General features: G+C 43.3%; 20 protein-coding genes. 5 read left to right on the forward strand and 15 right to left on the reverse strand.

Annotated features, from left to right (window positions below):
- Positions 1 to 16: 16 nt before the first annotated feature.
- From AC3CHU_RS23470 to AC3CHU_RS23500, 7 genes are all read right to left on the reverse strand, one after another.
- Positions 17 to 898 (reverse strand): aspartate/glutamate racemase family protein, encoded by an 882-nt coding sequence (locus tag AC3CHU_RS23470; protein ID WP_488525810.1) that lies wholly within the window; start codon positions 896 to 898, stop codon positions 17 to 19.
- Between the two features lie 111 nt (positions 899 to 1,009).
- Positions 1,010 to 2,728: an autotransporter assembly complex protein TamA gene (locus AC3CHU_RS23475; RefSeq protein ID WP_488526331.1), complete on the reverse strand. Its 1,719-nt coding sequence runs from the start codon at positions 2,726 to 2,728 to the stop codon at positions 1,010 to 1,012.
- 199 nt (positions 2,729 to 2,927) lie between these two features.
- Positions 2,928 to 4,214, reverse strand: coding sequence for a DEAD/DEAH box helicase (locus AC3CHU_RS23480; protein ID WP_479307707.1), 1,287 nt, complete (start codon positions 4,212 to 4,214; stop codon positions 2,928 to 2,930).
- A gap of 143 nt (positions 4,215 to 4,357) precedes the next feature.
- The gene (locus AC3CHU_RS23485) at positions 4,358 to 5,098 is read right to left on the reverse strand and encodes a DUF1223 domain-containing protein (protein WP_488525811.1); all 741 of its coding nucleotides are present in this window, start codon (positions 5,096 to 5,098) and stop codon (positions 4,358 to 4,360) included.
- Positions 5,099 to 5,311: 213 nt separating this feature from the next.
- Entirely contained in the window at positions 5,312 to 5,500 is a 189-nt protein-coding gene (locus AC3CHU_RS23490; RefSeq protein WP_017079198.1) for a hypothetical protein, read from the reverse strand.
- Positions 5,501 to 5,812: 312 nt separating this feature from the next.
- Positions 5,813 to 6,814 carry a TerC/Alx family metal homeostasis membrane protein gene (locus tag AC3CHU_RS23495; RefSeq protein ID WP_488525812.1) on the reverse strand — a complete coding sequence of 334 codons (1,002 nt, stop codon included), beginning with the start codon at positions 6,812 to 6,814 and terminating at the stop codon, positions 5,813 to 5,815.
- A gap of 638 nt (positions 6,815 to 7,452) precedes the next feature.
- Positions 7,453 to 9,192 (reverse strand): bifunctional metallophosphatase/5'-nucleotidase, encoded by a 1,740-nt coding sequence (locus AC3CHU_RS23500; RefSeq protein WP_488525813.1) that lies wholly within the window; start codon positions 9,190 to 9,192, stop codon positions 7,453 to 7,455.
- 238 nt (positions 9,193 to 9,430) lie between these two features.
- Between AC3CHU_RS23500 and AC3CHU_RS23505 the strand changes: the two genes are divergently transcribed.
- Entirely contained in the window at positions 9,431 to 11,236 is a 1,806-nt protein-coding gene (locus tag AC3CHU_RS23505) for an ATP-dependent endonuclease (protein ID WP_488525814.1), read from the forward strand.
- Positions 11,237 to 11,417: 181 nt separating this feature from the next.
- Here the strand turns inward: AC3CHU_RS23505 and AC3CHU_RS23510 are convergent, their stop codons facing one another.
- Together AC3CHU_RS23510 and AC3CHU_RS23515 are read right to left on the reverse strand one after the other, a co-directional pair.
- On the reverse strand, positions 11,418 to 11,912 hold the full coding sequence (locus tag AC3CHU_RS23510; protein ID WP_146455691.1) for a DUF1097 domain-containing protein: 495 nt from the start codon (positions 11,910 to 11,912) through the stop codon (positions 11,418 to 11,420).
- Positions 11,913 to 12,116: 204 nt separating this feature from the next.
- Positions 12,117 to 13,022, reverse strand: a complete 906-nt coding sequence (locus AC3CHU_RS23515) for a LysR substrate-binding domain-containing protein (protein ID WP_009845304.1) — start codon at positions 13,020 to 13,022, stop codon at positions 12,117 to 12,119.
- A 260-nt stretch (positions 13,023 to 13,282) separates the two neighbouring features.
- Between AC3CHU_RS23515 and focA the strand changes: the two genes are divergently transcribed.
- Complete coding sequence (gene focA / locus AC3CHU_RS23520; protein ID WP_054546901.1) at positions 13,283 to 14,734, forward strand: formate transporter FocA; 1,452 nt, start codon at positions 13,283 to 13,285, stop codon at positions 14,732 to 14,734.
- A 305-nt stretch (positions 14,735 to 15,039) separates the two neighbouring features.
- On the opposite strand, the gene AC3CHU_RS23525 is transcribed toward focA, so the two are convergent.
- The 3 genes from AC3CHU_RS23525 to AC3CHU_RS23535 form a co-directional block, all read right to left on the reverse strand.
- The gene (locus tag AC3CHU_RS23525) at positions 15,040 to 15,609 is read right to left on the reverse strand and encodes a YceI family protein (RefSeq protein ID WP_114635371.1); all 570 of its coding nucleotides are present in this window, start codon (positions 15,607 to 15,609) and stop codon (positions 15,040 to 15,042) included.
- A complete protein-coding gene (locus tag AC3CHU_RS23530; RefSeq protein ID WP_488525815.1) occupies positions 15,606 to 16,145 on the reverse strand; it encodes a cytochrome b in 540 nt (179 codons plus the stop codon). Before AC3CHU_RS23530 ends, AC3CHU_RS23525 begins: the two co-directional genes overlap by 4 nt.
- A 185-nt stretch (positions 16,146 to 16,330) precedes the next feature.
- Positions 16,331 to 16,576: a DUF2164 domain-containing protein gene (locus AC3CHU_RS23535; RefSeq protein WP_488525816.1), complete on the reverse strand. Its 246-nt coding sequence runs from the start codon at positions 16,574 to 16,576 to the stop codon at positions 16,331 to 16,333.
- Between the two features lie 285 nt (positions 16,577 to 16,861).
- Between AC3CHU_RS23535 and AC3CHU_RS23540 the strand changes: the two genes are divergently transcribed.
- Together AC3CHU_RS23540 and AC3CHU_RS23545 are read left to right on the forward strand one after the other, a co-directional pair.
- Complete coding sequence (locus tag AC3CHU_RS23540) at positions 16,862 to 17,497, forward strand: hypothetical protein (protein WP_054546903.1); 636 nt, start codon at positions 16,862 to 16,864, stop codon at positions 17,495 to 17,497.
- Between the two features lie 575 nt (positions 17,498 to 18,072).
- Positions 18,073 to 18,810 (forward strand): EAL domain-containing protein, encoded by a 738-nt coding sequence (locus tag AC3CHU_RS23545; protein WP_081279982.1) that lies wholly within the window; start codon positions 18,073 to 18,075, stop codon positions 18,808 to 18,810.
- Positions 18,811 to 18,996: 186 nt separating this feature from the next.
- Here the strand turns inward: AC3CHU_RS23545 and AC3CHU_RS23550 are convergent, their stop codons facing one another.
- The 3 genes from AC3CHU_RS23550 to AC3CHU_RS23560 are packed head-to-tail and all read right to left on the reverse strand — an operon-like array spanning position 18,997 to position 24,196.
- Positions 18,997 to 22,056 (reverse strand): efflux RND transporter permease subunit, encoded by a 3,060-nt coding sequence (locus tag AC3CHU_RS23550; protein ID WP_488525817.1) that lies wholly within the window; start codon positions 22,054 to 22,056, stop codon positions 18,997 to 18,999.
- Positions 22,053 to 23,108, reverse strand: coding sequence for an efflux RND transporter periplasmic adaptor subunit (locus tag AC3CHU_RS23555; RefSeq protein WP_488525818.1), 1,056 nt, complete (start codon positions 23,106 to 23,108; stop codon positions 22,053 to 22,055). Before AC3CHU_RS23555 ends, AC3CHU_RS23550 begins: the two co-directional genes overlap by 4 nt.
- Entirely contained in the window at positions 23,108 to 24,196 is a 1,089-nt protein-coding gene (locus AC3CHU_RS23560) for an efflux RND transporter periplasmic adaptor subunit (RefSeq protein ID WP_488525819.1), read from the reverse strand. Before AC3CHU_RS23560 ends, AC3CHU_RS23555 begins: the two co-directional genes overlap by 1 nt.
- 150 nt (positions 24,197 to 24,346) lie before the next feature.
- Here AC3CHU_RS23560 and AC3CHU_RS23565 point away from each other — a divergent pair, with 150 nt between their 5' ends.
- Entirely contained in the window at positions 24,347 to 25,087 is a 741-nt protein-coding gene (locus AC3CHU_RS23565; protein ID WP_114635377.1) for a TetR/AcrR family transcriptional regulator, read from the forward strand.
- Positions 25,088 to 25,113 lie beyond the last annotated feature (26 nt).

Consider the following 25,113-nt stretch of genomic DNA (forward strand, 5'->3'; position numbering starts at 1 on the left):
ATAGACGTATCGGAGCTTACAGGCGGTAGGTCATCGCTCTCTTGGCTACGTAGTTCACCATATCTAACGTTGTATAAATCGAATCGACATCGTTAATGTCGTAATCAAGATGGTCACGTTCAACATACTGCTCTGCTAATCGATAGATATCAACGACACGTTCTGCAACAGCTTCCATTGGGTCAATAAAAGTAAGTGCTGGAAATGCAGTTTCAAGCTGCTTTCTAACCAGAGGAAGTTCAGTGCACCCCAGAATGACCGTATCAACGCCCTTCTCTACGATGCTTTGAACCGCAACAGCAAGAAGTGCCGCATTACGGTCAAACTCGCCTGCTTTAATGCCGTTGGTTTCTCGGATTGCTTGCCCACATGCGGTCATCTCACCCGTGACTTCGCCATAGATAGCGCTATGAACATTATGCTCTTGCTCAAAAGCATCTGGTTTAGCGAATACAAGATTGGCGTCTGTTAGGTAGCGATCATAGATTCCCGAGTTGTATGTACCGTTGGTGCACAAAATACCGACAATGGATTCAGGGTTCTGCTCTTTGATTTGATCAACCGTGGTTTGAAGCATATCGACGATATAAACATTGGTATGTTTTTGAACTTCAGGTCTGAAGTAATGGGCGGTGTTGCAGGTCATAACGCCAAATTGAACATTGGCGTGTTCTAAAATGCACGCTGATTCAATCAACTCTGGGACAGGGTCGATACCGCCTTCGTTTATTGCTTCAGAGCGATCTGGGATATCTGAATTTTTAACCACAATCATGGCCATGTGGTCTTGGTCTTTAAGCGCGCCGTGTTCAATTTCTTTCTTGGCGACGATATCTTGGAACAAAGCATCTGCTTCAGGGCCCATATTACCAAATACACCGAATCGTACCTTTTTCATTGTTTTTACCTTTGTGTTTGCTAGAGCACAAAGGTTATTACGCTCTGTCGATTTACTTGAATCCCATTCAATGGATCGCATCCTCGTGAGCGCTTAAACAACGTACAAATATTAGAACTGAGTGCCCAAGGAAAAATGAATACGAAACTCATCACCTTCAGGGGCATCTAAACCGTAAGCAAAATCGAGTTTTATAGGCACAAATTGTGAGTTCCAAATCAGGCTAAGGCCTGTGCCGCGCTTCCAATCCGCTTCGTCATCAAACGCATCACCAACATCGAGAAACGCGCCCATCCAAATTGACCGATAAACCTGATGTTGATATTCAAGCCCTGCCGTTAGCATGTAACGCGCGCCTGTTAATTCACCGTTCTCATCTTTCGGAGAAATCGATTCATAGCCATAGCCTCGTAAGTTCCCATCGCCACCAGCAAAGTAACGCAATGACGATGGTACATCCGACAACGATTTAGCTATGTTAATGCCAACGTTTGAACGGAAATGGAGCTTCTGGCTTTCGCTAATGTCCCACGAAAGCACGCTGTTTCCTTCCAGCCGCAACAACCTTGAATCAGAGAACAGACTAGGGTCAGAATACTCAACAGAGTAGATGTGTCGATGACTAAGTTCCAATTGATCATTTTTACGATCAATCTGAGAAAAACTGAGGCCTGGTAACAATAATTGCGATTGATCTTCCTCAGACGCCTGACGATACTGTTCGTGCAAATATTTGACATAAATAGTGCTTTGCCAATCACTGTCTAGTTGCCAGTAACGTTCAAACTTAAGATCGTTTGAAAAACTATTGGTGTCTCGATGATCAATTCGTTTCGATTCAAACTGAATACCAAAGTAATCGGTCGTCACTTTCTCTGTTGGGATTTTGTACCCTAGCTGCAGTGATTGCTCTTGTTCAGACAAATACGTCTGTGTTTCAAAGCTGTGTCCTCTTCGGTTATACCAAGGCTTGGACCAGTTTAAAGACGCTCTTAAACCGAGATCGGTAGAATAACCCCCACCCACCTGCACAATGTTGCGAGAGCTTGGATCAGCAATGATTTCGATTGGCACTTCTAGATTGTCATCAAGGTGGTTTAAGTCACCGTGCACAACAACGCTGCGAAACCACTGAGTTTCAAACAAGTCAGACTGCAGCTCACCCAACTTGATGGTGTCAAATTCGTCACCTTGCTTGAATGTTGGAATTTTATCGATACGAGTAGCTTCAACACCATCATCAGGAATGCTGATAGCGCCAAACTTATAGCGTGGGCCACTAGAAAAATGCAGGTGAATGTTGGCGATGTTTTCGCTAGGAATCACTTCAATCTTAGACTCGACAAACCTACCGTCAAAATAGCCTTTACGCTTTGCCATAGAGAAAATCGCTCGTTTAGTTTGGTCGTATTCTTGGTGAGATAATGGTGAGCCTGAATCTAACTTACTTTGCGTGAGTATTTTGATGAACTCTTCATCTTTACTCGCTTCACCTGTGACTTTTACAACCGATTCTGCAATGTACATGACAGGGCCAGAATCGACGTTCAAGGTGAGGTTATCACTGTCATCAAGTTCGATATCTATCTGAGAATGATAGTAACCATAAGGGTTGAGCGCGTCTTGAACCCGTTTCAATAACTTAGTATGGGATAGCTGGGAAGCTGGGACATCAACCAAAGGTTCTAAGTATAACTCTACATTTTCAGTGAGAGTTTTGTTTAGCCCTTTAACCTTAAAGTCTGCACCTATCGCAGCGGGGTGAATAACCATGAAGAGTGAAGCTGCCAGTATTACTTGTTTAATCGAGGTCTTCACGCCATTACCCAGTTGCTCAAAACCCGAATAGGTTATGAGCAAAGCGTGAAATCACTGAATCTCTTATAGAGGACGTCGTCCTACGAACTAATGTGCCTTCACTTTAAACATAAGTTCAGTTGTTCATTCGCCAATTACATCTCTTTATCTAGCAGACACAAAAAAGGCGCAATTAAGCGCCTTTAGAAATTCTATTTTTACTGATTCAATATCAGTTGTTTCTCAACCAAACATCTTGGTTTTTAGGTGCTTTCTTCTTTTTCTTCTTGCCTGTACCAGCCGGTGGCGCAACGGGTTTTAATGCAGCAACAAGTTCAGCCGTAGCTTCTTCATCCACTTCAAAACCTTCAATTTGCTCACGCTCAAGACGGATTTTGTTCTTCTTCTCAATGATTGTGAAGTGATGGTAATCTTCGTGATCGATCAAAGATAGCGCTAGACCAACCTCACCCGCACGACCACTTCGGCCAATACGATGCATGTAGTCTGACGGGCTACGCGGTAGGTCAAAGTTGATTACTACTGGTAGCTTTTCGATATCCAGACCACGTGCCGCGATATCTGTCGCGATAAGAACGTCAATCTCGCCAGATTTGAAGTCTTCAAGAATACGAGTACGCGAACCCTGCCCTTTATCGCCGTGGAATACTTCTGCGATGATACCGCGCTTGTATAGCTTGTCTGCAAGGTGCTCACAGCTGTTTTTCGCGTTTACGAAGATCAGTGCTTGGCGCCACTCGTGTTGTTGAATCAGGTGCGCTAGCAATGCGGTCTTACGACCTTTTTCTACTTCGAATACACGCTGAACCAGAGTGCTCGCATTGGCACTTTGAAGTTGAACTTCAATTGGATCATTCAGTAGTTCGTGAGTCAGCGTTTTAACTTGCTCGGGGAAAGTCGCAGAGAACAACAAGGTTTGTTTTTTGCTTGGCAGAAGTTTCAAGATCGCGTCTAGTTCTTCTGTAAAACCAAGGCTTAACATTCGGTCAGCTTCATCAAGCACTAACGTTTTTACTTTATCTAGCTTGATAGCGTTGCTTGAGATCAGATCCAGCAAACGACCCGGTGTTGCCACCAAGATATCTGTGCCACCACGTAGCGCTTGCATCTGAGTGTTCACCGACACACCACCGAAGACACAAACGGTTTTGATTGCACCGTTGAAATGCACTGCGTAAGACTTAACGCTATCGGCCACTTGCTTAGCAAGCTCACGAGTAGGAACTAAGATAAGACCAGACACAAAGTTACCTTTGCCCGAACGACGGTCTAAAGGTGCATCTTCATGGATCTGCTGTAACAGTGGAAGTGCAAATGCTGCGGTTTTACCTGAACCCGTATTTGCACCTGCAATTAGGTCGCGTCCTGCTAACACACTTGGAATAACTTGCGCTTGGATAGGCGTTGGCTGTTGGTATTCAAGCTCGGTTAAGCGAGCCATCAAAGGAGAGATTAAGCCAAGATCAGAGAAGTTGGTTGGTGTTGTGGTGTTAGTCATTAATTGCAGGAACTCAAAGCTAAAATAATAGCGCGCTATATTAACGTATTTCAGCAGTATTACGTAACTAAATCGCCCCTTTCTCCCGTGTTTCAGCGATTAAGCCCCTCTAAAACACATCCAGATATCAAGTTATCGCAAATTTAGTTAAGCCACCCCGCTACCGTTTGCTCTGGAGCATACGAGTTAGGCTCTGTTAACCACACGGCTACTGCGTCAGGTGTGGCAACTAACGGGGAGAAGTCGATATTGAATTGCCATTCAGACTCACCACGTTGGTAGCCATCGTAAACCACGACAAAATCGTTCTCAAGTTTCTTACCTCTGTTCTCGCCCGCTTTAACGCTGGTGACTTCGTTCATCGCCAACAAGGCAATATGAGCGACATAATCCCCTTTGCTTTCGTAACTCACACTGAACGTATCGCCTTCATGGTGCACTGTTAATTTGGGATTAGTTTGTTGTTGGAGCGAAGGCAACGTTCTGTCTAGCCAATTAAAGTAACCACGCCACTCTTTTCCATTGACAACGAAGCCCGGTGTATAGACGCCACTTGTTACCCCATAAGCTTTGTACAAACGTTGCTTCTGACTGAATGCCTTGCTGGCGAACTTGTCTCCCCAGCCTAAGTAATCCCAGTAGTCTACGTGATAAGCAAGCGGTATGACCTCGGTCCAAAGTTTTGGATGATCTGCAAAAGTACTAAGGTACGTGTCAGCAGGCGGACAACTAGAACAACCTTCAGAGGTAAACAGCTCAATAACCTGAGCAGGCTGGCCTTCGTTACTCCAGGTTTGTGCAAACGACACAGAGGAATAGGCGCCGATCGGTAAGGCAAATAAACAAAGTTTAATCAATGATGAATTGCGTGTGGCGTGTGACATACCGAGATCCTTGTACAAAGCGAATTTACTGGCGCTCAAACAAAGACCGTTATGCCTAAGTATTTCTTTCAGGTGATGAGTTTCTTTCAGGTGCTGGGTTTATTTCAGATGTGTAGTTTATTTCAGATGCACAGCTTATTTCAGATACAAAAACGCCAGCTTTAGAAGCTGGCGTTTTTTAAAATTCTATATTTTTACATGTTAACGCAGAGATTAACGGTTGATACCGATATCGCGTTGCATGTGACCAGATAGGTCGCTTGCGTAGTAACTACGTGGAGAGTTGTCTACGAAAAGAATATCGAAAATGTGTGCAATCAATCCTTTGATGTTAACCGAGTAGGTCTTCTTATCCATAGAGTTAGGAACAGCGATAGTATTCATTTGCATTGCTTGAGCCATGATTGCCTCTCTATAAATTTGTTTATGTGGTTCGTTCTGATGACAAGAATAATAGGTGATCTTTTGCAGGTTAAAAAATGACTAAAATTAGAAATTCAGATTAGTTTTTCTAATAAAACAAATCATTAACAACACCTCGAAATACATATTCACGCTTGATGAGTAAAAATTCACAGCAGTGCCTAAATCATGCATTTAGTACAAATAACCCTCAAACAACAGCGGCCAATGTCACAAAAAATTTACATAAATAAATTTCAAGCTTCATTGACCACCTAATTATTATCGAGTTTTCGATAAGTTATTTTTGTTTTAATTTACTTGTTTAATGTCTGGCTTCTTCGCATAAATCGACGCTATAACCGCAATCGTCATAGTAGAAATTAGAACAGCTAACGACCAATACGTTGGGATAGCCCACTCACTGTCAACCAATAGCATTTTCACACCAATGAACACCATGATGAATGCCAGTGCAGGCTTCAAGTAGATGAACTTATCCATCATGCCTTGCAGAACAAAGTACAAAGAACGAAGGCCAAGCAATGCAAATACGTTTGCAGCCAGTACTAAGAATGGCTCTCGCGTAACGGCGAAAATTGCAGGAATAGAATCCAGTGCAAACATGACATCCATAACCGCAATGGCACCAATCACCAACATCATTGGCGTGAGTACCCATTTAGTGCCTTGCTTGATCATCAACGCGGGACCATGGAAGTCTTCTGTCACAGGCATCACTTTACGAAGTAACTTCTCAGGTAGCGTATTCACACTCTCCTCTTCGCCCTTGTCTAGCGCCAGTTTAATACCCGTACCAATTAGGAACGCAGCAAATACATAAAGCACCCAGTGGTATTCAGCCAATAGCTGAGCACCTAATGCGATCATAATTGCGCGAAGCACCAATGCACCAATTACGCCCCAAAGAAGCGCACGAGGTCTTAGATGCTCAGGAACTTGGTATTGAGCAAAGATCATCGCGAAAACAAACAAGTTGTCTACGCTCAATGATTTTTCTAGCAAGTAACCGGTAATAAATGACACGGTTGCTTTTTGGGCTGTGTATTCACTATTTGGCGCATAGATGTCCCAAAAAAGGTAAATGGAACCAGCAAATAAAAACGCGAGCACAAACCAGAAAACGCTCCAAATTGCCGCTTTCTTGATGGTTACACTACCACCACGAGTCTGATAGATGTCAATAGAGACGAGAATGACTGTCAGCAGGAAAAAGCCCGCATAAGTCGTCATGATTGGCGATGAAAAAAAGGATTCACTATTTGTAGATAATAGAGATTGAGTTGAGTTCATTATTCCTCCGGGCGGAAGAACTGTACAAAGACCTTCCGCAAACAAAACTATCAAGTTCCACGACGGATCTTGATTGTGATTGCGTTGGTCTCGTTGAAGTGAAATATGGGATTTCACCTTTACATACCGGATAGACTCTTGGCCTAACGAGATGACGATATGTAAACTTGCGCTAACTACTCCCCAAACGCGTGGATAATATTCCTCTATCTTTGTTTCGTCTAGAAAAATTTTCGGAAATAAATAAAAAAGGAGCAAAACGCTCCTCATTTATTTCTATAGGCTTGTCAAAACGACATTCGTATTGATTCTGAGAATACTACTGAGAGGATTAACCCCTACTACCGTTACTCATGATACAAATCCGTTACTCAATGATGCGAATAACGAACGAGTCTGGTACGCGCTTTGTCTGACAGTTCACTTCAAGGCACGCTACATTATAAACCTGCAGCGGGTACCAAGTACACTAACGCAGACCAAACCGATACCCAACCAACCACCGCTACCGCATCTAACCAATCTTTCTTATCCATGCTTATCTCCACAAGAAGGCAACCTGCAGGAATAAAGCATAAACAATGCCAAATTTATAAATAGGTAAAACTAATAACACCAATCACAAGTATTAACTGTGGCTATCTAAAACACTCCAAACAATTCAGCGGTTCGTTGTGTTGAAGCGACTCTGGGTGGTCTTGCAGAAACTCGATGAAACAGTCTGCCATTGAGTCGGTCGTAACCACGCCATCACCTATCATATCTAGGACTGCGTTATAGCCCTCTTTTCCTTTCATGGTGTAGGCTGACGACGCGCCTCGATAGACACGGTCACGAGAAACAGCCTGCCAGCCCAATGCTTCAGAGTGAATTTCTAAATGGTGAATCCTATGCCCTAGAGGCGCTTCTTTGTGATAACAGAACCTCAGGTTATGCGTATAAGGGAAACTGCCTGAACCTGTCCCTACAACGCCATTATCCAAAGCATTGTTGATTGAACCTTCAAGCATGCCTGCGATCGTTTCACCTTTTACTTCATACACACCAATGGGTACGGCAAACGGTAGTAGTTTTCCGGCAATATCGGCAACAGAGACGTCGCCGCTATTCAGTGAATTTCTAACACCACCTGCGTTGTGAATGGCAAATTCAACTTGATGCCCTTTTTTGTTCATTAGGTAGTGAAATGATTGAGCAACTAAGGGCGCTAGTTGGCTCGGGCCTTTCTCGTCCGGGATGCGTATGTGGCGCAGTTTTGTATCTGCATGAGCAATAACTTGTTGCTGAAGCTTTCGAACTCTCGGCTGATATTTATCCGTAAGAATGCTCTGAAGTTCCGGATCTTTTTTACATACCGCAATATTCTGGTGGTTGTTTAAGAACTCACACGCCATATCGTGGGCGTCATCTTGTCCTACTTCACTCAGTTTCGCGTCTATAAACAGTCGACGGCCTAACAGCAGTTCGTTCTTACCGTTAAAGTGAGTCACTTTGCCTTCAGCATCGAACTCGATTTCGCAGTGTCCGAGGCTCATTGCGTGGAAACCCGCTTGCACAACATAGGTGTCACCGACTTTCACGCCGTAATCATCATCTTTAACTAAGCCAATATCAGAGAAATCACCTTGTAAGCGATGACTATGACCACCAACAATGACACCAATACCTGTTACGTTGGCTGCTAACTCTAAATCAGCTTCGTAACCAAGATGGCTAAGTAACACAATCTTGTTGATGCCAGCTTTATGAATCTGCTCAATGGTCGCTTTTGCTGTTTCTAAAGCATTTTCAAATGGTGTATCGATATCTGGATTAGCAATGCCTGCCATCTTGTCGATGCTTAAGCCGAATATGGCTACCTTCTCGCCATCAAACTCTTTCGTTATAAAAGAAGCACTTCGCGTTTCAGTCAGATAAGGCTTAACAATTTCGTTGTCCGCTAAGGTATGAGTTTTATTGATATCCTCATTCGATAGATTCCAGTTACCGGCCAACAGCGGGAATTTGATTCTTTTCGCGAAAATCGCAACGGGCTCATTACCCATGTCTAGCTCATGATTGCCGAGCGTCATAGCATCTATATTCAGAGCATTTAAAAGGTCGGCGTTCGCTTTTCCTTTGAGCAAAGAAAAGTACAAAGTGCCCTGGAAGCAGTCTCCGGCGTGTAAAAACAAGGTTCCAACCTTTTGTCGATGGGCATCTTGTTCTATTTGTTTGAAACGTGTTGAGATTCGAGCAAAGCCACCAGCACTGACATAAGGTTCAATGATGTGGTTGTTCATTTTAAGTGATAGCTGTAATGAGGTTGGTTCAAAGTATGAGTGGGTGTCGTTGATGTGTGCCAACACTATTTTTGTCGGCTTATTCTTTTTAGTCATATTTTCTTCTCTCTTTGTCCCTTCATACTAGGTCGAGAATCATGACAGAATCGTGAATTTTATGAAACTGCACTGCAAAAAAATACTCGAGATAGATCAAAAATCTCGTTTCGATCCGTATAAATAAACAACGGGTTTTGTGACAGGTGAGCATACCGGATTGGTATTTTTCGATTATGATTAAACATATCTGTTAGCTTTCAAACAATTAGCAGAGCCTTCCGTTAGGAGTAAGCCTATGCAACTAGAAAGAATCGAGATTTCTGGCTTTCGAGGTATTAAGCGCATGTCACTCGCGTTTGATGAGCTAACCACGCTGATTGGTGAAAATACTTGGGGTAAGTCTTCATTATTGGATGCCCTTTCCGTCGTTCTTCCCTCTGACGGTGTGCCATATCACTTCGAAATGACTGATTTTCATGTCGATTACTCGGTTTCACATCCACAGTCTCAACATCTTCAAATTGTTCTCGCATTAAAAGCCAATGACAAGAGCGAACTCAACGCTGGTCGTTATCGCAAGCTCAAACCTATTTGGGTTCAAGATGAGTTTGGCATCTATCGTATCTATTACCGAATCAGTGCCACATTAGAACAGTATGAAACGACCACAAACTACGCATTTTTGGGTTTAGACGGTGATCCGCTCAAACTTCATCACTCAGAAAAGCTCGCTCAAGAATTAATGACCTTACATCCTGTGATCCGTTTACGAGACGCAAGGCACTTTGATCGCCCTTTCAACGGAAATTCACTCAACCACAATGCTCACCTGCCGACTAATGTTCACGCTAATAACGGTCACGCTAACAATGCAAACGGAAATGGGAACAACAACCCAAATAACGGACATGGGAACGGACATAATCACACGACCAATGGTCATAGCTCGAATGGAAATGGCAGCAATGGCAACGGCAATAGCAATGGCCGTCAGGCAAGAATAGAAAAGCGCATCGACAACACCTGCCGCCGTCTTATGGCGATACCCGGACATGTTAATAAAGGTGAAATGCGCAGTAGTCTTGAGTCAATGCAAAGCTTAATAGAACACTACTTCTCGTTTAAGAGTGTCTCACGTAAGAATCCGAGAAAACCGCGTGACGGGCTACTGTACTCCGCTGGCGCGAACGACAAGAGCATTCATCAATTGGTCGAGGAGACCAAGAATAAGCAAACTCGGCTGTTATTCATGGGGTTACTTAACGCATATCTACAGGCCAAAGGGCCGACTGACTTAAGACGATGTGCGCGCCCTCTTTTGATCCTTGAAGATCCAGAAGGTCGACTGCACCCAACGCACCTAGCAAGGGCTTGGAGCTTAATGCAGAAGTTACCCATGCAAAAAATCCTTACCACCAACAGTGGCGATCTACTTGCTGCTGTACCACTTCAATCGATTCGTCGTTTGGTGCGTCAGTCCGATAAAACCATCGCTAACCAACTCAACATGAACCACTTTAGCAAAGATGAGCTTCGTCGAATTGGTTTTCATATTCGTTTCCATCGTTCAGGTGCTCTGTATGCTCGCTGTTGGTTATTGGTAGAAGGTGAGACTGAAGTTTGGTTGTTTAACGAGCTAGCCAACCAATGTGGGTATAACCTTGCTGCGGAAGGCGTTCAGATTATTGAGTTCGCTCAATCAGGACTAAAGGCATTAATCAAAGTCGCGCAAGAGTTTGGCATCGATTGGCATGTCGTCACCGATGGTGATGCAGCAGGCAAAAAATATGCGGCAACAGTGCTATCTAAACTTGGGAACGATCAAGAGCGACATCGCCTCACAGAACTGCCTGATAGGGACATCGAGCACTACTTGTATATGAATGGGTTTGAGAACTTTTTCAGAGACATGGTTAAGATTCCTTACGATCACCCTATCCCAGCGAAAAAAGTCGTGGCTAAAGTTCTTAAGAAACACGCAAAACCAGATCTGGCTTTAGCGATCGTGTCTCATTGTGAGAATCAAGGACAAGACTGTATTCCCTTGTTATTAAGGTGGACGCTAAAACGTGTCATCACCATGGCAAACGGCAACACCTAAGCGCTTTAATTAATTGATAGATGCTATTGGTTCTTCTGCAGATGAATTTTTTGACTGATTGGCTTAACCAAGAACCAAAAAAGGCACACCAAGTGGTGTGCCTGTATAAATCGATATACAAATTAATTGGGGGTTATCTTGCAAGAGTTTACAGTCACTAAACTACGGCTTAACGTATTAATTAGGCCTTAGCTTGCTTAGTGTGTTGTTCAACCACTTCCGAAGATTGAGTCGATTTCTCGTGAAGCCATAGCCCCGTTGCTTTCATCAAGTATCCAAATACACCACCAAGCAGTAAAGATGGTACTACAAGTTGCCAATCGCCACCTGCAGCAAACGTCGCACAACAACCAATGAAGGTTCCTGGGATATAACCTAGCCACGCTTGTTTCGCTTGGATACACATAAAGAAAGCCACAATAGCGGTAATCATATAGCCTAAAATCTCTAACCCTGCGAAGGTTGAGCTTTCGATAATCACCATTGCCCAGAATACGCCTGTCATGTTGGTCAATAAGCTACCGGCTAGTCCTTTAGCGCCGCCGGTTGGCGAAGCAAAATAACTGGTGCAACCTAAGAAACCTGCCCATGACAATAAGCCGAAAGAGATAGCAATCCATCCCCATAGACCTGACAAAATACCTGTTGTTAATGAAATCGCGACTAATGTACTCATACTATTTCTAAAGCCTAATTACGTAATTTATCGCAACCGGATTTAGCCTCACTTAAAATCAAGTAAGCATATTATGGGAAGAACACCCTTTTTTAGCCGATCGCGATCACATTAATAATGTATGCGAACATGCATTTATCACCAGATGGAGACCGGAATCGCTTGTTCAACATAAATAGTTATTAGTCTTTTATCAATTTATCGCTACAGAACCGACGGTTTGCCTTTCATCATGCGCTTACCTTCTCGCTTAATACACTCAGCAAGTGGGTTCTCAGCCATATCAGCACGCCAGATAAAAGACAGTGTTCTTTCCATTTCAAGCTCAGGGACATTTAACGTGACCAGTTGGCCAGACTCAACAAACTGTTCGACATCGAGATAAGGTAAACACGTTAAATATGGGCCGTTTGCAACCAAACTTCTTAAAACAGGAACGTGTTCATACTCTCGCCAAACATCAAGATCACCAATTAAATGATGAATAGAGCTATCAAAAACTTTGCGAGTACCCGAACCATGTTCACGTAATACCCATTTTGCTTGTTCTAATTGCGCCAAGCTTACTCGTTCACGCTTGGCAAACGGGTGATGAGCCGATGCAACCACCGTTAAATGGTCAGTACACCACACTTCTTGGTGAACTCGGTTGTCATCACAACGACCTTCGATAACACCCAAGTCATATTGATAATCTAATACGCCATCAATAACCGCATCGGTACTTTGTACGCCGAGCGAGATTCGCATCTCAGGAAAGTCGTTATCAATAATACTGATGAGGTCAGGAACAAGGTGTTCCGCTGGTGTTTGGCTTGCACCGAGTTTGAGCTCTCCACTTAGTAAGTGCTGCTCATAAAAACCCATCTCAATTTGCTGCGCATCTTGCAGTAAACGCTTCGCTTTAGGCCTTAGCCACATACCCCAATGAGTAAGGGCCATTTGCTTGCCCTGCCTTTCAAACAAAGGCCTGCCGAGCATTTTTTCCAACTGTGCAAGAGACATACTTGTCGCCGATTGAGTCAACGCCAATCTGTCTGCTGCTTGACTTACACTCCCGGAATCTGCCACTGCATCAAATACCGCGAGTTGCTTTAATGAATAACGCAAAATTCATCCTTAATTCTTTTAATAACTTGTGTCCTGTTGCTCGTTTTTTCTTAAGCCGATGAGCAATCAATTTCATTCTACGCGTAACCCAATCTATATCAATAAATTTGATGTGGTTTCTAAAAATTATCAATTTTACCTCTACCCCTCTACCCCCTAATCTGGAATGGCAGGACACAAACGAGCCCTGCAAAACATTACGGATTAACTAAGTCATTAACACTAGGAATTACACATGACGGATTGTTCAAGGGGGGGATATGGCAACCAGCACTTCTGAAAATCAGCAACTGTTCTCGCCAACAGAAATGATGGCGGAAGCCGAGAAGTTTGCATTAAGCAAAGCAAATAAAACCAGCAGCATGACATTGAGTTTGGCAATCATGGCTGGCGCATTCATCGGGCTTGCTTTTTTATTCTACATCACGGTGACCACGGGTAGCGCTGATGCTGGATGGGGATTGAGTCGTTTAGCCGGCGGTCTTGCATTCAGTATGGGGTTAATCCTGATTGTGATTTGCGGTGGCGAGCTGTTTACCAGTTCAGTGTTATCAAGCATTTCATGGGCTAACAAGCAGATAACCTTCACCAAGATGTTGTCTATCTGGGGCAAGGTCTACGTCGGTAACTTTATTGGAGCCATGTTCCTATTGGCTTTGGTAAGCGCAGCAGGCTTATATCAACTGGATGGCGGTCAATGGGGCTTAAACGCTCTGAACATTGCTCAACACAAGCTACACCACAGCCCTGTTCAAGCTTTTGCTTTGGGTGTGCTTTGTAACTTATTGGTGTGTTTAGCGATTTGGTTAACGTTCAGCTCTGCGAACGCCATGACCAAAGCAATGATGACCGTATTACCCGTTGCAATGTTCGTTAGCTCAGGCTTTGAGCACTGTGTGGCGAATATGTTCATGGTTCCACTAGGCATCACGATTCAAACATTCGCACCAGAGAGTTTTTGGATGCAAATTGGCGCGACACCAGCCCAATACGCAGACCTAAACATCATGAAATTTGTCACCGCAAACTTAATACCAGTGACAATCGGCAACATTGTAGGTGGTTCAGTATTGGTCGGCTTAGCCAATTGGAGCATTTACCGTCGCCCGCAGCTGAAAGCAGCAAAAATTACAGCAATTACACAAACAACAGAAATTACGTCAGTTAAGGAAATCACTATGAACACAGCAACGACTATCAAGCAAATCATGAACACTCAACCAATTACACTGAGCGTAGAAATGCCTACATCAGTCGCGATTGACTCTCTTCTAGACGCTCAACTTGTTAGCGCTCCTGTTTGCGATGTTGAAGGTCGTCTAGTGGGTATCTTCTCTGTTCATGACGTAATGGTTGACCTTTGGTGCCAAGACTACATTCCGACTAAAGGCCAGAAAGTGGTAGACCTAATGAGCCGTGACGTAGTCGCTATCTCTGCTAGTGATAAGTTGGTCGATGTTGCTGAATTCCTATGTATCGACAAAGAGCAACTTTACCCTACTACAAGCATGGGCTACGCCACTCGCCTGACTTCTCTTTCTCTAGAAGAGCGTGCAAAAGCGATGAAAGTAAGCCAACCACATATGCTGCCAGTGTTAGAAAATGGCGTAATGGTCGGTGTGTTAACTCGCATTGAAGTGATGCAAGCACTACGTCCAATTTACGGTGACCGACTAAACGTGGTTCCAAAGGCTGAACTAGAAACGGCTTAACTAATCGTAAGTTGAACTATTAGGGATTAGTAATTCAATTAGATAACTCAGTCATGGCAACGTTGACTGGCAGAAGTAAATGGTGGCTTAAGACGCAGTAAAAGGTTTGACACAAAACAGACCTAAACGCGTGGCCATTTACCTCAATAAAAAAGGCGCAAAGTGAAAACTTTGCGCCTTTCTCTATTTCTAGCTGTTTTGCTACTTACCAACTAGCTAACTAGCTGCTGACCTCTTTAGTATCGACCAAACTTTTGATGTTTCTAAAAAATGTTGATACCTGTCAGCGAATATTGAAGGCTAGATTATTTCTTTACACCTTCAACGTGCAGATCCATGTCTACATAGCTTGAAGCGCCCATTACTGGAATGTTGAAGTCAGCAAGCTCTAGACGAGTTGTACCAACGAAACCAGCACGCTCACCGCCCCATGGGTCTTGACCAGCACCAATGAATTCAGCTTCGATAACGATAGGCTTAGTTACGCCATGAAGTTTAAGGTCACCCATTACTTCAAGTTTGCCGTCACCTTTATCAACCACTTTCGTGCTGTTGAATGTAGCATCAGAAAACTTGCTTGCATCGATGAAATCACCGCTACGGATGTGCTTATCACGTTCTGCGTGGTTTGAGTCAAGACTTGTAGTATCAACCGTTACGTTTATTTTAGACGCTTCAACGTTGCTTTCATCAAATGAGAAATCACCTGAGAATGTGTTAAAACGACCTTGGATAAAGCTGTAACCTAGGTGGCTAACTTTAAAGTTAACTGAAGCATGCGCACCTTTTGTATCAATCACGTAATCAGCGGCGTTCGCAGCGAAAGGCATTGCCATAGCAAATGCTAATCCTGTAGCGATAATTGACTTTTTCATTTTGAAGCTCCTATCATTTTTCGTAGCGTATCGTCTTTGTCGATAACGTGGTGTTTTATCGCCGCTAAGGCGTGCACTGATGCCATAATGATCAGTACCCATGCAGCATAGTAGTGAACCGTACCTGCGAGATCAGATTGGTTTGCAAACAGTTCACCCATACTTGGTACAGTGAACCAATTGAAAACCTCGATCCCGCGGCCATCTGATGTCGAAATCAAATAACCTGAAACAAATAAAACTGCTAAGTTGATGTACATAAAGCCGTGAGCGATCTTCGCTGCTGCAACTTCATAGCTTTTACCTTCCACCTTAGGTGACGCGGTAACTAGTTTCCAAAGAAAGCGGAGAACAGTAACTGTAGCCAAAAGAATGCCTACCGAACGGTGGTAGTCTGGTGCTGTTTTGTACCACTCGCTGTAGTATGAAAGATCAACCATCCATAGGCCTACACCAAATAAGCCAAATATTGCGAGTGCTGAAATCCAATGCATTGCTCTTGCTAAGGGATTGTAATTTTTAACGTTGTTGTCCATGCATCTGTTCCGAATGTTGACGAGTCGTGTAATTTTGAAAAGCGTACCCTACACTAAGTTTGTGTAACATATTATTTACCAAGCTTTACATTAGTTACATCATTTCAAATTAAACAAGTTATTCAAAATTTTTGAACAAGTTGCTTTATTGACAAATTTCTTTGTCGAACAATCGCTTGCTGTGTCTATATTTCAACGATTTGTTCAATTTCATAGAGCTCATCTGAGATATCCAACATTTTTCGTTCCATGACTTTCTGAGCATCTTCTATCCCATTGTTGTAATAAACAGCGCCAAACTTTTTGCTGATGAAATCGACCAAAAATTCTGTGTCGAACTGACCGAGTTCTACATCGAGTTCATCTTGCAGGTACTTTTGAAGGGCATGGGTAAGCTCAGACTTTTGCTTCGAATCTAATTGAATGGTCATGAATGTTTCCAAATAAAGAGTAAGTAGATCAATTGTGATTAGCTGACTAAGATTAAGCTAGCCACCAGTAACTTTGCTAACTAAGCATAATCCTTCTAACTAATTAGAATTCCTCATAATTTAGAATACAGACCATTGAAGTGCCAGTGCTATCCATAAAATCGCTCGGCAATAGCTAATTTTGATAGAGGGATCAAGAACTCGCACTTTGGCGATAGGTAATGGAACCTCAATTACCGTACTATTGCCCATCAATAAGATAGTAACTGTGTATAAGGGACTTCATTGTTATTAGATCTAGTGATTAAAAGCGTCAATCAATTTCAAGATGATTGCCTAAAGCTATGTGAACGCCACTACCCTACGGTACACAATCAAGGAATCAGTGAGCATCACATCGGCAAAGCCTTTGCCCGACGAATGGAACACACCTTTGTTAGCTTTAACCATGCAAGCAACATCAGCCCACTCGAAATGCTCTCTTCTGGTGAAAACCCTCGACACTTCCGAATCTCTTCTGAAATAGGTACCGTTTGGATGATCAGCCATCATATGGTGAGTGCAGGAAAAACCTGTCGTAAAAAGTTGATGCTAGACATTCATAACTGGCAGCAAGAGTATGGATTTGCCATTCAGCCAAATGACGTTTTGATCATTGTCTCCGACCATTGGATAAGCCGAAGTAAAAACAGTAGTGAGTTGTTACATTGGTGGATGGGAGAACTCCCAGACGAGATAACGGAATACAGCCAGCAGGGCATCACCCTAAGAGAGAGTGATTCTCAATTCGCTTCCGATTTAAATAACAATTTCAGAATCAGCCCTTGCTTTATTAAATTCAGCCACCCACTCAAACGGTCAGGAAATCAACAATTGGTTCGTAAATACCTGCAACTTTATGCGGTACTTCAATGGCAGTGATAATACGGGTCAACTTTTTCATTCAATATTGAAAGTAAATTGTTAGACCTTCATCCCAATATTTTATAAAAGACAACTCATTCCCTGTTCATTAATTATTCGAACCTTCTGTTTTAATTATTAATAGTTGTTGTACTTGCCGTCTCGATTTTGAGAGATAGATACCATTTCTATGTAACTCGCTTAGTCTCTCTGTTTTGTAACTTTGACATTCCCCCACAATCTAAGCCTTTAACCCTACTTTTCTCTGGTGTATCAGCATTCTAGCCTTATATTGGCTGGGGTTAATATGAGAGACGTTACTTAGCCATTAAATTCAGTGCAACTATCAAATATAGTGAATGATAAGTAAATTTAATGGCTAATGTCATTTATCATGCTGATTTTTCGTTAATTATATTTATTTAAATATTGACCCTACAAATGAATTTTTATTAATTGACAATTTACTTACACCTGTCAATATTGTGACAGCCATGACGTATATTTTCGTCATTAAATAAACACCTTTATTAGCGACTATGATTTTATCAGACAGAAGTGAATTTATTAGCTGTATATCTGTGGATGCCGATATGCAGTTTATTGCGAAATATCAAGACTTAACACTTAGAAGTGTCTATCAACCTATATTTGACAGTTCAATGACTCAGATAGGCGTTGAGGCTTTGGTTCGTATTTCGAATAGCAAAGGGGATGTTGTTCGTCCTGATCACTTCTTCCATTCCGACGATACCTTGTGCACTGACAAGATCAATGTAGAAAGGCTGAGTCGCGCTATCCATATCCGTAACTTCGCGCAATCGAATATTCGTCATTTACACCTCTTCCTAAACGTTCTTCCAAACGTTGGTGAGCTGTTTGCCGCAGAAAAAGTCAGTGACAGCCTGTTGGCTAAACGCCTGCATGAACTTAACCTTTCATGCGAACAAATCGTCATGGAGCTGGTAGAACTGAATGCAGAAAGTGAAGAACGCTTGAAAGATGCTGCTCACTCTCTCGCAGAGAACGGCTTTCAAATTGCTGTTGATGATTTTGGAACACAAGCGTCAACAGAACAGCGCGTTCGTCATATTAATCCTCATATCATCAAGATAGATCGCTCTGTCATGTTAGATTTTGAACAAGGCGACACAAGCGAGATGGAATTGGTTCTTAGCCTTGCTAATCAAATTGGTGCTAAGACCGTAATCGAAGGTATCGAAACCGAACAACAGCTCGCAGCAATGCAAAGCTTAGGCTTCGATATGTATCAAGGCTATCACTTAGCCATGCCAAAGCCGATTGAGTTAGATCTCCGCCTCGCAATCTAGAACTGCCCCTATTCTCTATTCTACAGGAAGCCGCTTTACCATTGGTTAGCGGCTTTTTAATACCTATCTCTTTCTTAACGCAACGTTCGCTGACACTATAGTCCCTTAGTCGCCAAATCACACCCATAAAAAAGCCCAGTCAAAATTGACTAGGCTGGCTTAAAAGAATCTGTTTTATATCATTCCCTAATAACCCGCAGTGGACGGTTTGATTCTATATAGAATAGCGAACATCACTGGTACTACTATTAGCGTTAGTACTGTAGCAAAGCCTAAGCCTGCCATGATGGTAATCGCCATCGAGCCGAAAAATGCATCGAATACCAAAGGAATCATACCCAAGATAGTCGTCAATGCTGCCATAGATACAGGTCGTACACGGCTGATCGCGCTGTCGACAACCGCTAGGTATGGGTCTTTACCTGTTGAGAGTTCGGTGTTGATCTGGTCAAGCAGGACGATTCCGTTTTTCAAAATCATGCCGCTTAGGCTCAGTAGGCCAAGGAACGCCGTGAAGCTGAATGGCATATTGGTACCTAACAGACCAATCGAAACACCAATGATAGAAAGTGGTACCGTAAACCAAATCACAAGTGGCTTACGAAGCGAATTAAACAAAAGCATGGTGATGATAAACATCAATAAGTAACCCATTGGTAGTGAACCAAATAGAGATTCTTGTGCATCTTTCGAACTTTCGTACTCGCCACCCCAGCTAATGTTGTAACCTGCTGGTAGCTCTAATGCTTCTACCTTTGGTTTAACACGAGCAAACAAGCTAGCCGGCGTTTCATCACCCAATACATCATGATCAGCCAGTACGGTTAGCGTACGTTTTCTATCACGACGTTGAATCAGTGGTTCAGACCATTGAAGCTCTACACCATCAATCACTTGTTCAACTGGAATGTAGGTTTGTAACGATGGGCTCCAAATCTTCACATTGTTCAGTGATTCAAAATCAAAACGCTCTGCTTCAGGTAAACGCGCAACAATAGGCAACATATGAGTACCATCACGCAGTAAACCGATGTTGTAGCCACCAAACGCCATCTGTAACGTCTCGGACAGATCCGTCTTTGAAATGCCAAGACGACGAGCCTTTGATTCGTTAAACAGTGGCACTAGCTCTTTGGTACGTTCACGCCAGTCGTGACGAACATTTCGAGAGCTCGGATCCGCTAACAAAATATCTTCTACTTGAACCGCGATGCTGCGAAGTATCTGTGGGTCTGCGCCACTAATACGTGCTTCTATTTTTGAAGCTGGTGACGGGCCAAACTCAATCAATTTGAATTGGAACGTGGGTTGTTCAAATTTGTTGGCTAAGTCCTTGTCTAACTCCTCTAGGACTTCGAACATGGTGTCACGGTCAGTGGTTCTTACTTGTAACTGGCTGTACGCTTCGTAGCTTTTTTCTGGTTGGTATGTCAGCGCGAAACGTTGCATGCCCTGCCCAACCGTTGTGGTTACAAACTCTACGTCGTCTTGTTGACGAATATAGCTTTCGACTTTTTCTGTCTGCTTGATCGTTTCACGAACATCAGTACCTTCCGGCATCCACATGTCTACATAGAACATTGGCGTGTTTGATGGCGGGAAGAACTGCTGTTTCACCATACCAAAGCCGACAACGGAAACCGCTAATAGCGCAACCATGCTGACAACAGTAAGCCATCTAAATCGAAGCGCTACTTTCAGGCACGCACCAAATACAACGAACAAGATGCCTTTGTAAGGGTCTACGTTTCCATCAACCTTGTCTTCTTCTTTAAGCAACATCTCAGCCAGGAAAGGCGTTAATGTTAGCGCCGTTACCCAGCTCAAGAATAGCGAGAAACACAGTACCCAGAACAACGAGCCCATGAACTCGCCCGTTGCATCTTTCGACAAGCCGATAGGTGCAAAGGCTGTGATAGCAATAATGGTTGCACCTAATAGTGGCCATTGTGTTTGTGTCACGATGTCTTCCGCTGCTTCAAGCTTGGTTTTGCCTTTCTTCAAGCCAACTAAAATACCTTCAACGACAACAATCGCGTTATCCACCAGCATACCCAGTGCGATGATCAAAGCACCCAGCGAGATACGGTGCAGTTCAACATCGTTGTAGTCCATAAGAATGAACGTACCGAATACAGTCAGCAACAGAACCAAACCAATGATCAAACCACTGCGCAAGCCCATCGCGAACAGAAGTACGATGATAACAATTGCGACCGCTTCCACTAGGCTGATCAAGAAATCAGCAACGGACTTGTCCACTTCTTGCGCTTGGTTGTAGAAGTAATTCAACTCAACACCGGCTGGCTTAATGCTTTCTAAACGCTCAAGCTCTCCATCAAGCGCATTACCGATTTCCACCACGTTTACGCCCGAAGAGAACGCAATGCCTAGGTTGATTGCTGGTTTGCCGTTATAAGTTAATACATTGCCTGGCTTTTCTTGGATTCCGCGAGTGACCTCAGCGACATCTTTCAAGCGAATCAGGTTACCTGTATCGCGGCCATGAATGATTAAGTTTTCTAGTTCTTCAACCGTACTTAAAGTGCCATTCGGTTTGATCGTTAGGTTTTGGCCATTGAGCATTACCTCACCTGCTGACACCACACTGTTTTGTTGTGATAGCAGTGACGTAACCATCGACATATCTAGATTCAGCGCGGCTAAACGCTCAAGTGACATCTCAACAAACAATTGCTCTTGTTGGTCACCTGCAATGCTTACTTTGCCTACGCCTTCAACCAGTTCGATTTCGCGTGTGAGATAATCAGCATATTGTTTGAGTTCAACGTAATCGTAGCCATCACCCGTCAGCATGATCATCACGCCAAACACATCACCGAAGTCATCAATGATCTGAACTGAGTTAACACCACTAGGAAGCGTGGGCTGTAAATCGTTGATCTTACGACGCATTTCATCCCAGATTTGTGGTAGCTCGTCTGGACCGTAGTCCATCTTCATGCTCACCATAATTTGAGACATACCATTCGACGACGTTGAGGTTATCTTGTCGATATAAGGCAGCTGTCTTATCTCTTTTTCAAGCGGGTAAGTCAGCTCTTCTTCAACTTCCATTGACGTAGCGCCAGGGTAAGTTGAAATAATCATTGCATCTTTAATGGTAAAAGCTGGGTCTTCCAAACGGGATAGATTACCAAAAGACGTCACGCCACCAATGGCCAATATGACGAGAAACAGCCAACTTATTACTTTGTTTTTTATTGAATATTCTGCGATGTTCATTCTGCTTTTCCTGACAATTTGATTCCGTCACGGAGTTTTCTTAGATTCGAGTTTACGAGTCGATCACCTTGCTCAACACCGTGAGCGATTAATGCGCCTTGGCCACTGATCTTGTCGACTTCTACTTCGCTTTTGAATGCTTGTCCGTCTTCCATTTTCCACACATAAAACTGATTCGCTTCAGAACCCGCTTCTAAAGTTGTCATTGGTAATTGGTAGCCTTGAACATCGCTCAAGCCGGCTTTCGCCATATCCACGTTCACCGTAACGCTGGTGCCCGGCAGGATTTCGTTTTTAGGTTGTTGCATCTGCATCCAAAATTCGTAAGTACGCGATTGCGGGTGCAATTCACTGGTGTGCTCCAAATACGTCAGGGGATATTGCCCAGTGTGACCGCCAAAGGTCGCCTCAGGACGATAGCTATTTGAACGCATGTCTGGACTGATCGATGCCAAGATCGAATCTGATACTTGAATTCGTACATACACCTTATCGTTCTGGTACACGCTTAATAGTGTTTCACCCGGTGTCGTGTTTTCGAAACGTTGCTTGTCCACGGTAGAAACGGTCCCGGAAAATGGCGCTAAAAGCTCTGTGTAACTTAGCTTGCGCTCTGCAGCCGCCAAATTCACCGATGCCAGCTTATAGTTAGCCGTTAGTTGGTCTAGCTCTGACTGCGACAACATCTTGCTACCAAACATCTCCGTACCACGGGCTAACTGCTTGCTCGCCAGTTTGAATTGAGAGTTAGCATCAGTAAGATCTTGGAGATACGTCGCGTTGTCTAAAGTTGCAAGTAGCTGGCCTTTTTCGACGTTGTCACCGGCTTCAACCAAGACTTGTTGAATTTCGCCTGCGAGCTTAAATGCCAAGGGGGTCAATTCAGCGGGCATTACCTGACCGTTAAAACTTCTGAATTGATCAGTCAGCGGCGCGCCAACTTCAAAGGTAGAAACTAACAGAGGGGGTTGTTCACGATGCACGACTTCACTGTTACAGGCTTGAAGCAACATAGCCGACCCGACAACAATTGATAATTTGGAAAGGTTCATTAAATACCGCCCTCACGTAACCAAGCTTTAACTTGCTGTCCATCGGATAACATATCCACACCCGCTTCAACGATAAGGTCACCAGACGACAATCCATCAATAACCTTGCCTTGCTCATCAAGAAGGACTTGTACTTTAGAAATCAATTGAGAGTCAGGGTTATAGCGCCATAGCTCACCATGGTCAGCTTCTTTGGTTAACCAAGCTGAATCAACAATGCCAATACCGTAGTCAGATTTATGCTTCTGAACTTCAACTTGCGCTGTCATTCCAGAAAGTAAATTGATGCCTTCCGGTTTTTCGATGGATACAACCGCTTGGTAGCTGTTGGTGTCTTCATCTGGTTGTGTAGAGATTTCTTTAAAGCGAGTCGGGATACGAATACCACGGTGGCTATCCATCACAACCCACATGTTTGAGCTCGTTAGGTCTTGAATAGAACGGTCTTCAAGCTTTGATACTGGAATTGAAAACGTCACGTCCATCTCACTGTGATTCAAAATATTCAGTACAGGCTGCTTTTCTGCGATCAATTGATATTGTTTTCCAAACACCATCGATACCACGCCATCGAATGGAGCAACTAAGGTGGTGTAGCCAAGGTTTGTTTTTGCTTGGTCCAACTCAACGTCAGCGGCAGTAAAGGTGTTCACGGCTTGGTCGTAGTAATCGGTACTGACTAACTTTTTCGCGTACAACTCAGAAGCTTGTTTGTATTGGCTATTCGCAAGATCAAATTTGGCTTGTGCTGCATCAACCGCAATACGGTAATCCGTCGCATCTAATACGGCGAGCACCTGACCTTTCTTCACTTCTTGTCCCATACGAACATCGAAGGTTTCAATGTCGCCTCCTACTTGGAAGGAAAGCGCAGCACGGTCGGTTGCATCTACTTTTGCGATAAAGCTATCAAGCTCGATATCCGTCTGCAAAGGAATCTCAAACAGCTTTACAGGCTTAACAACTTGAACCGTTTCTTCTGACTGAACCTTATTACATCCGGTCAAAGAGCCTGCGAGCAATAGTGCTGCAATCACAGCTCCCATGCGCTTGCTCGATATGACATTGATAGACAAATTGGACTGCATGATGTCTCTCCATTTAATTATTATGATTTATTACACAGGTGGGCAGTATATTCAAAATTCCGTAATCCACAAGCTTTACTTTCCACCTGTGCAGTATTTTTTATTTGAGTAAAAACAGTGTAGAATGTGGTTATCAGGTAAATGTGTGAAATGAAGATGACTGAAAAGAAACAAGGCAGAAGAAGCGCAAAAGACGCTGAAGAGACGAGATTTTTGATCATGGGTGTTGCCGCGGATATGTTCTGTGAGCATGGTTATGATAGCGTTTCGCTTCGTAACATCAGTGAAAAAGCAGGCGTATCGCATAGCCTTATTCGCCACCACTTTGGCAGCAAAGAAAAAATTTGGCATGCGATAAGTGATTGTTTACACGCTTATTTTCAGTCTTATATTGCTAAGATAGTGGAAGAGTTACCAAAAGGCGTCGCACCAAACATTACTATCTATTTATTTAGTATGCGCCTCTTTAGCAACATGATTCACTCACGAAAACCGATGCAACTTATCACTGACTCTGTTCGTCAAAAAGACAACTTGGTCGATTACTTTATCGACAATGTTGGCGATGTCGAAAAAGAAATCAACATGTTAGCTGAACAATATAACGATGCGAATCCAAAGAACTTGATCAACATTTATGAGATTAAATGGCAAATGATCATGTATGCGCACGGAGCGGTATGCCTAACTCCCTTCATGGAAAGCACTTGGAATGAAGGCGATATGGTCACCTCGCCCGAAGATGCCCTACTTAAGCATTGGCAACTATTCAACTCACAAATGGTAAGTAAGTTTAGAATCGAAGACCAATGGGTGCTAAACCCAATTAGCCTAGATGAGCTAATTTATGAAGTGCCCTGTGTATGGAAGTGCAATCAAGAACATCATTAATCCAGTGTTTTATTTTCCTTGGTCAT

This window comes from Vibrio sp. QJM3NY_39 (assembly GCF_057785895.1).

Excerpts from the sequence above, each read along its gene's own strand:
- AC3CHU_RS23470 (WP_488525810.1), bottom strand. The coding sequence starts at position 898 with ATGAAAAAGGTACGATTCGGTGTATTTGGTAATATGGGCCCTGAAGCA.
- AC3CHU_RS23480 (WP_479307707.1), bottom strand. The coding sequence starts at position 4,214 with ATGACTAACACCACAACACCAACCAACTTCTCTGATCTTGGCTTAATC.
- AC3CHU_RS23485 (WP_488525811.1), bottom strand. The coding sequence starts at position 5,098 with ATGTCACACGCCACACGCAATTCATCATTGATTAAACTTTGTTTATTT.
- AC3CHU_RS23490 (WP_017079198.1), bottom strand. The coding sequence starts at position 5,500 with ATGGCTCAAGCAATGCAAATGAATACTATCGCTGTTCCTAACTCTATG.
- AC3CHU_RS23495 (WP_488525812.1), bottom strand. The coding sequence starts at position 6,814 with ATGAACTCAACTCAATCTCTATTATCTACAAATAGTGAATCCTTTTTT.
- AC3CHU_RS23500 (WP_488525813.1), bottom strand. The coding sequence starts at position 9,192 with ATGACTAAAAAGAATAAGCCGACAAAAATAGTGTTGGCACACATCAAC.
- AC3CHU_RS23505 (WP_488525814.1), top strand. The coding sequence starts at position 9,431 with ATGCAACTAGAAAGAATCGAGATTTCTGGCTTTCGAGGTATTAAGCGC.
- AC3CHU_RS23510 (WP_146455691.1), bottom strand. The coding sequence starts at position 11,912 with ATGAGTACATTAGTCGCGATTTCATTAACAACAGGTATTTTGTCAGGT.
- focA (WP_054546901.1), top strand. The coding sequence starts at position 13,283 with ATGGCAACCAGCACTTCTGAAAATCAGCAACTGTTCTCGCCAACAGAA.
- AC3CHU_RS23525 (WP_114635371.1), bottom strand. The coding sequence starts at position 15,609 with ATGAAAAAGTCAATTATCGCTACAGGATTAGCATTTGCTATGGCAATG.
- AC3CHU_RS23530 (WP_488525815.1), bottom strand. The coding sequence starts at position 16,145 with ATGGACAACAACGTTAAAAATTACAATCCCTTAGCAAGAGCAATGCAT.
- AC3CHU_RS23535 (WP_488525816.1), bottom strand. The coding sequence starts at position 16,576 with ATGACCATTCAATTAGATTCGAAGCAAAAGTCTGAGCTTACCCATGCC.
- AC3CHU_RS23545 (WP_081279982.1), top strand. The coding sequence starts at position 18,073 with ATGCAGTTTATTGCGAAATATCAAGACTTAACACTTAGAAGTGTCTAT.
- AC3CHU_RS23550 (WP_488525817.1), bottom strand. The coding sequence starts at position 22,056 with ATGAACATCGCAGAATATTCAATAAAAAACAAAGTAATAAGTTGGCTG.
- AC3CHU_RS23555 (WP_488525818.1), bottom strand. The coding sequence starts at position 23,108 with ATGAACCTTTCCAAATTATCAATTGTTGTCGGGTCGGCTATGTTGCTT.
- AC3CHU_RS23560 (WP_488525819.1), bottom strand. The coding sequence starts at position 24,196 with ATGCAGTCCAATTTGTCTATCAATGTCATATCGAGCAAGCGCATGGGA.
- AC3CHU_RS23565 (WP_114635377.1), top strand. The coding sequence starts at position 24,347 with ATGAAGATGACTGAAAAGAAACAAGGCAGAAGAAGCGCAAAAGACGCT.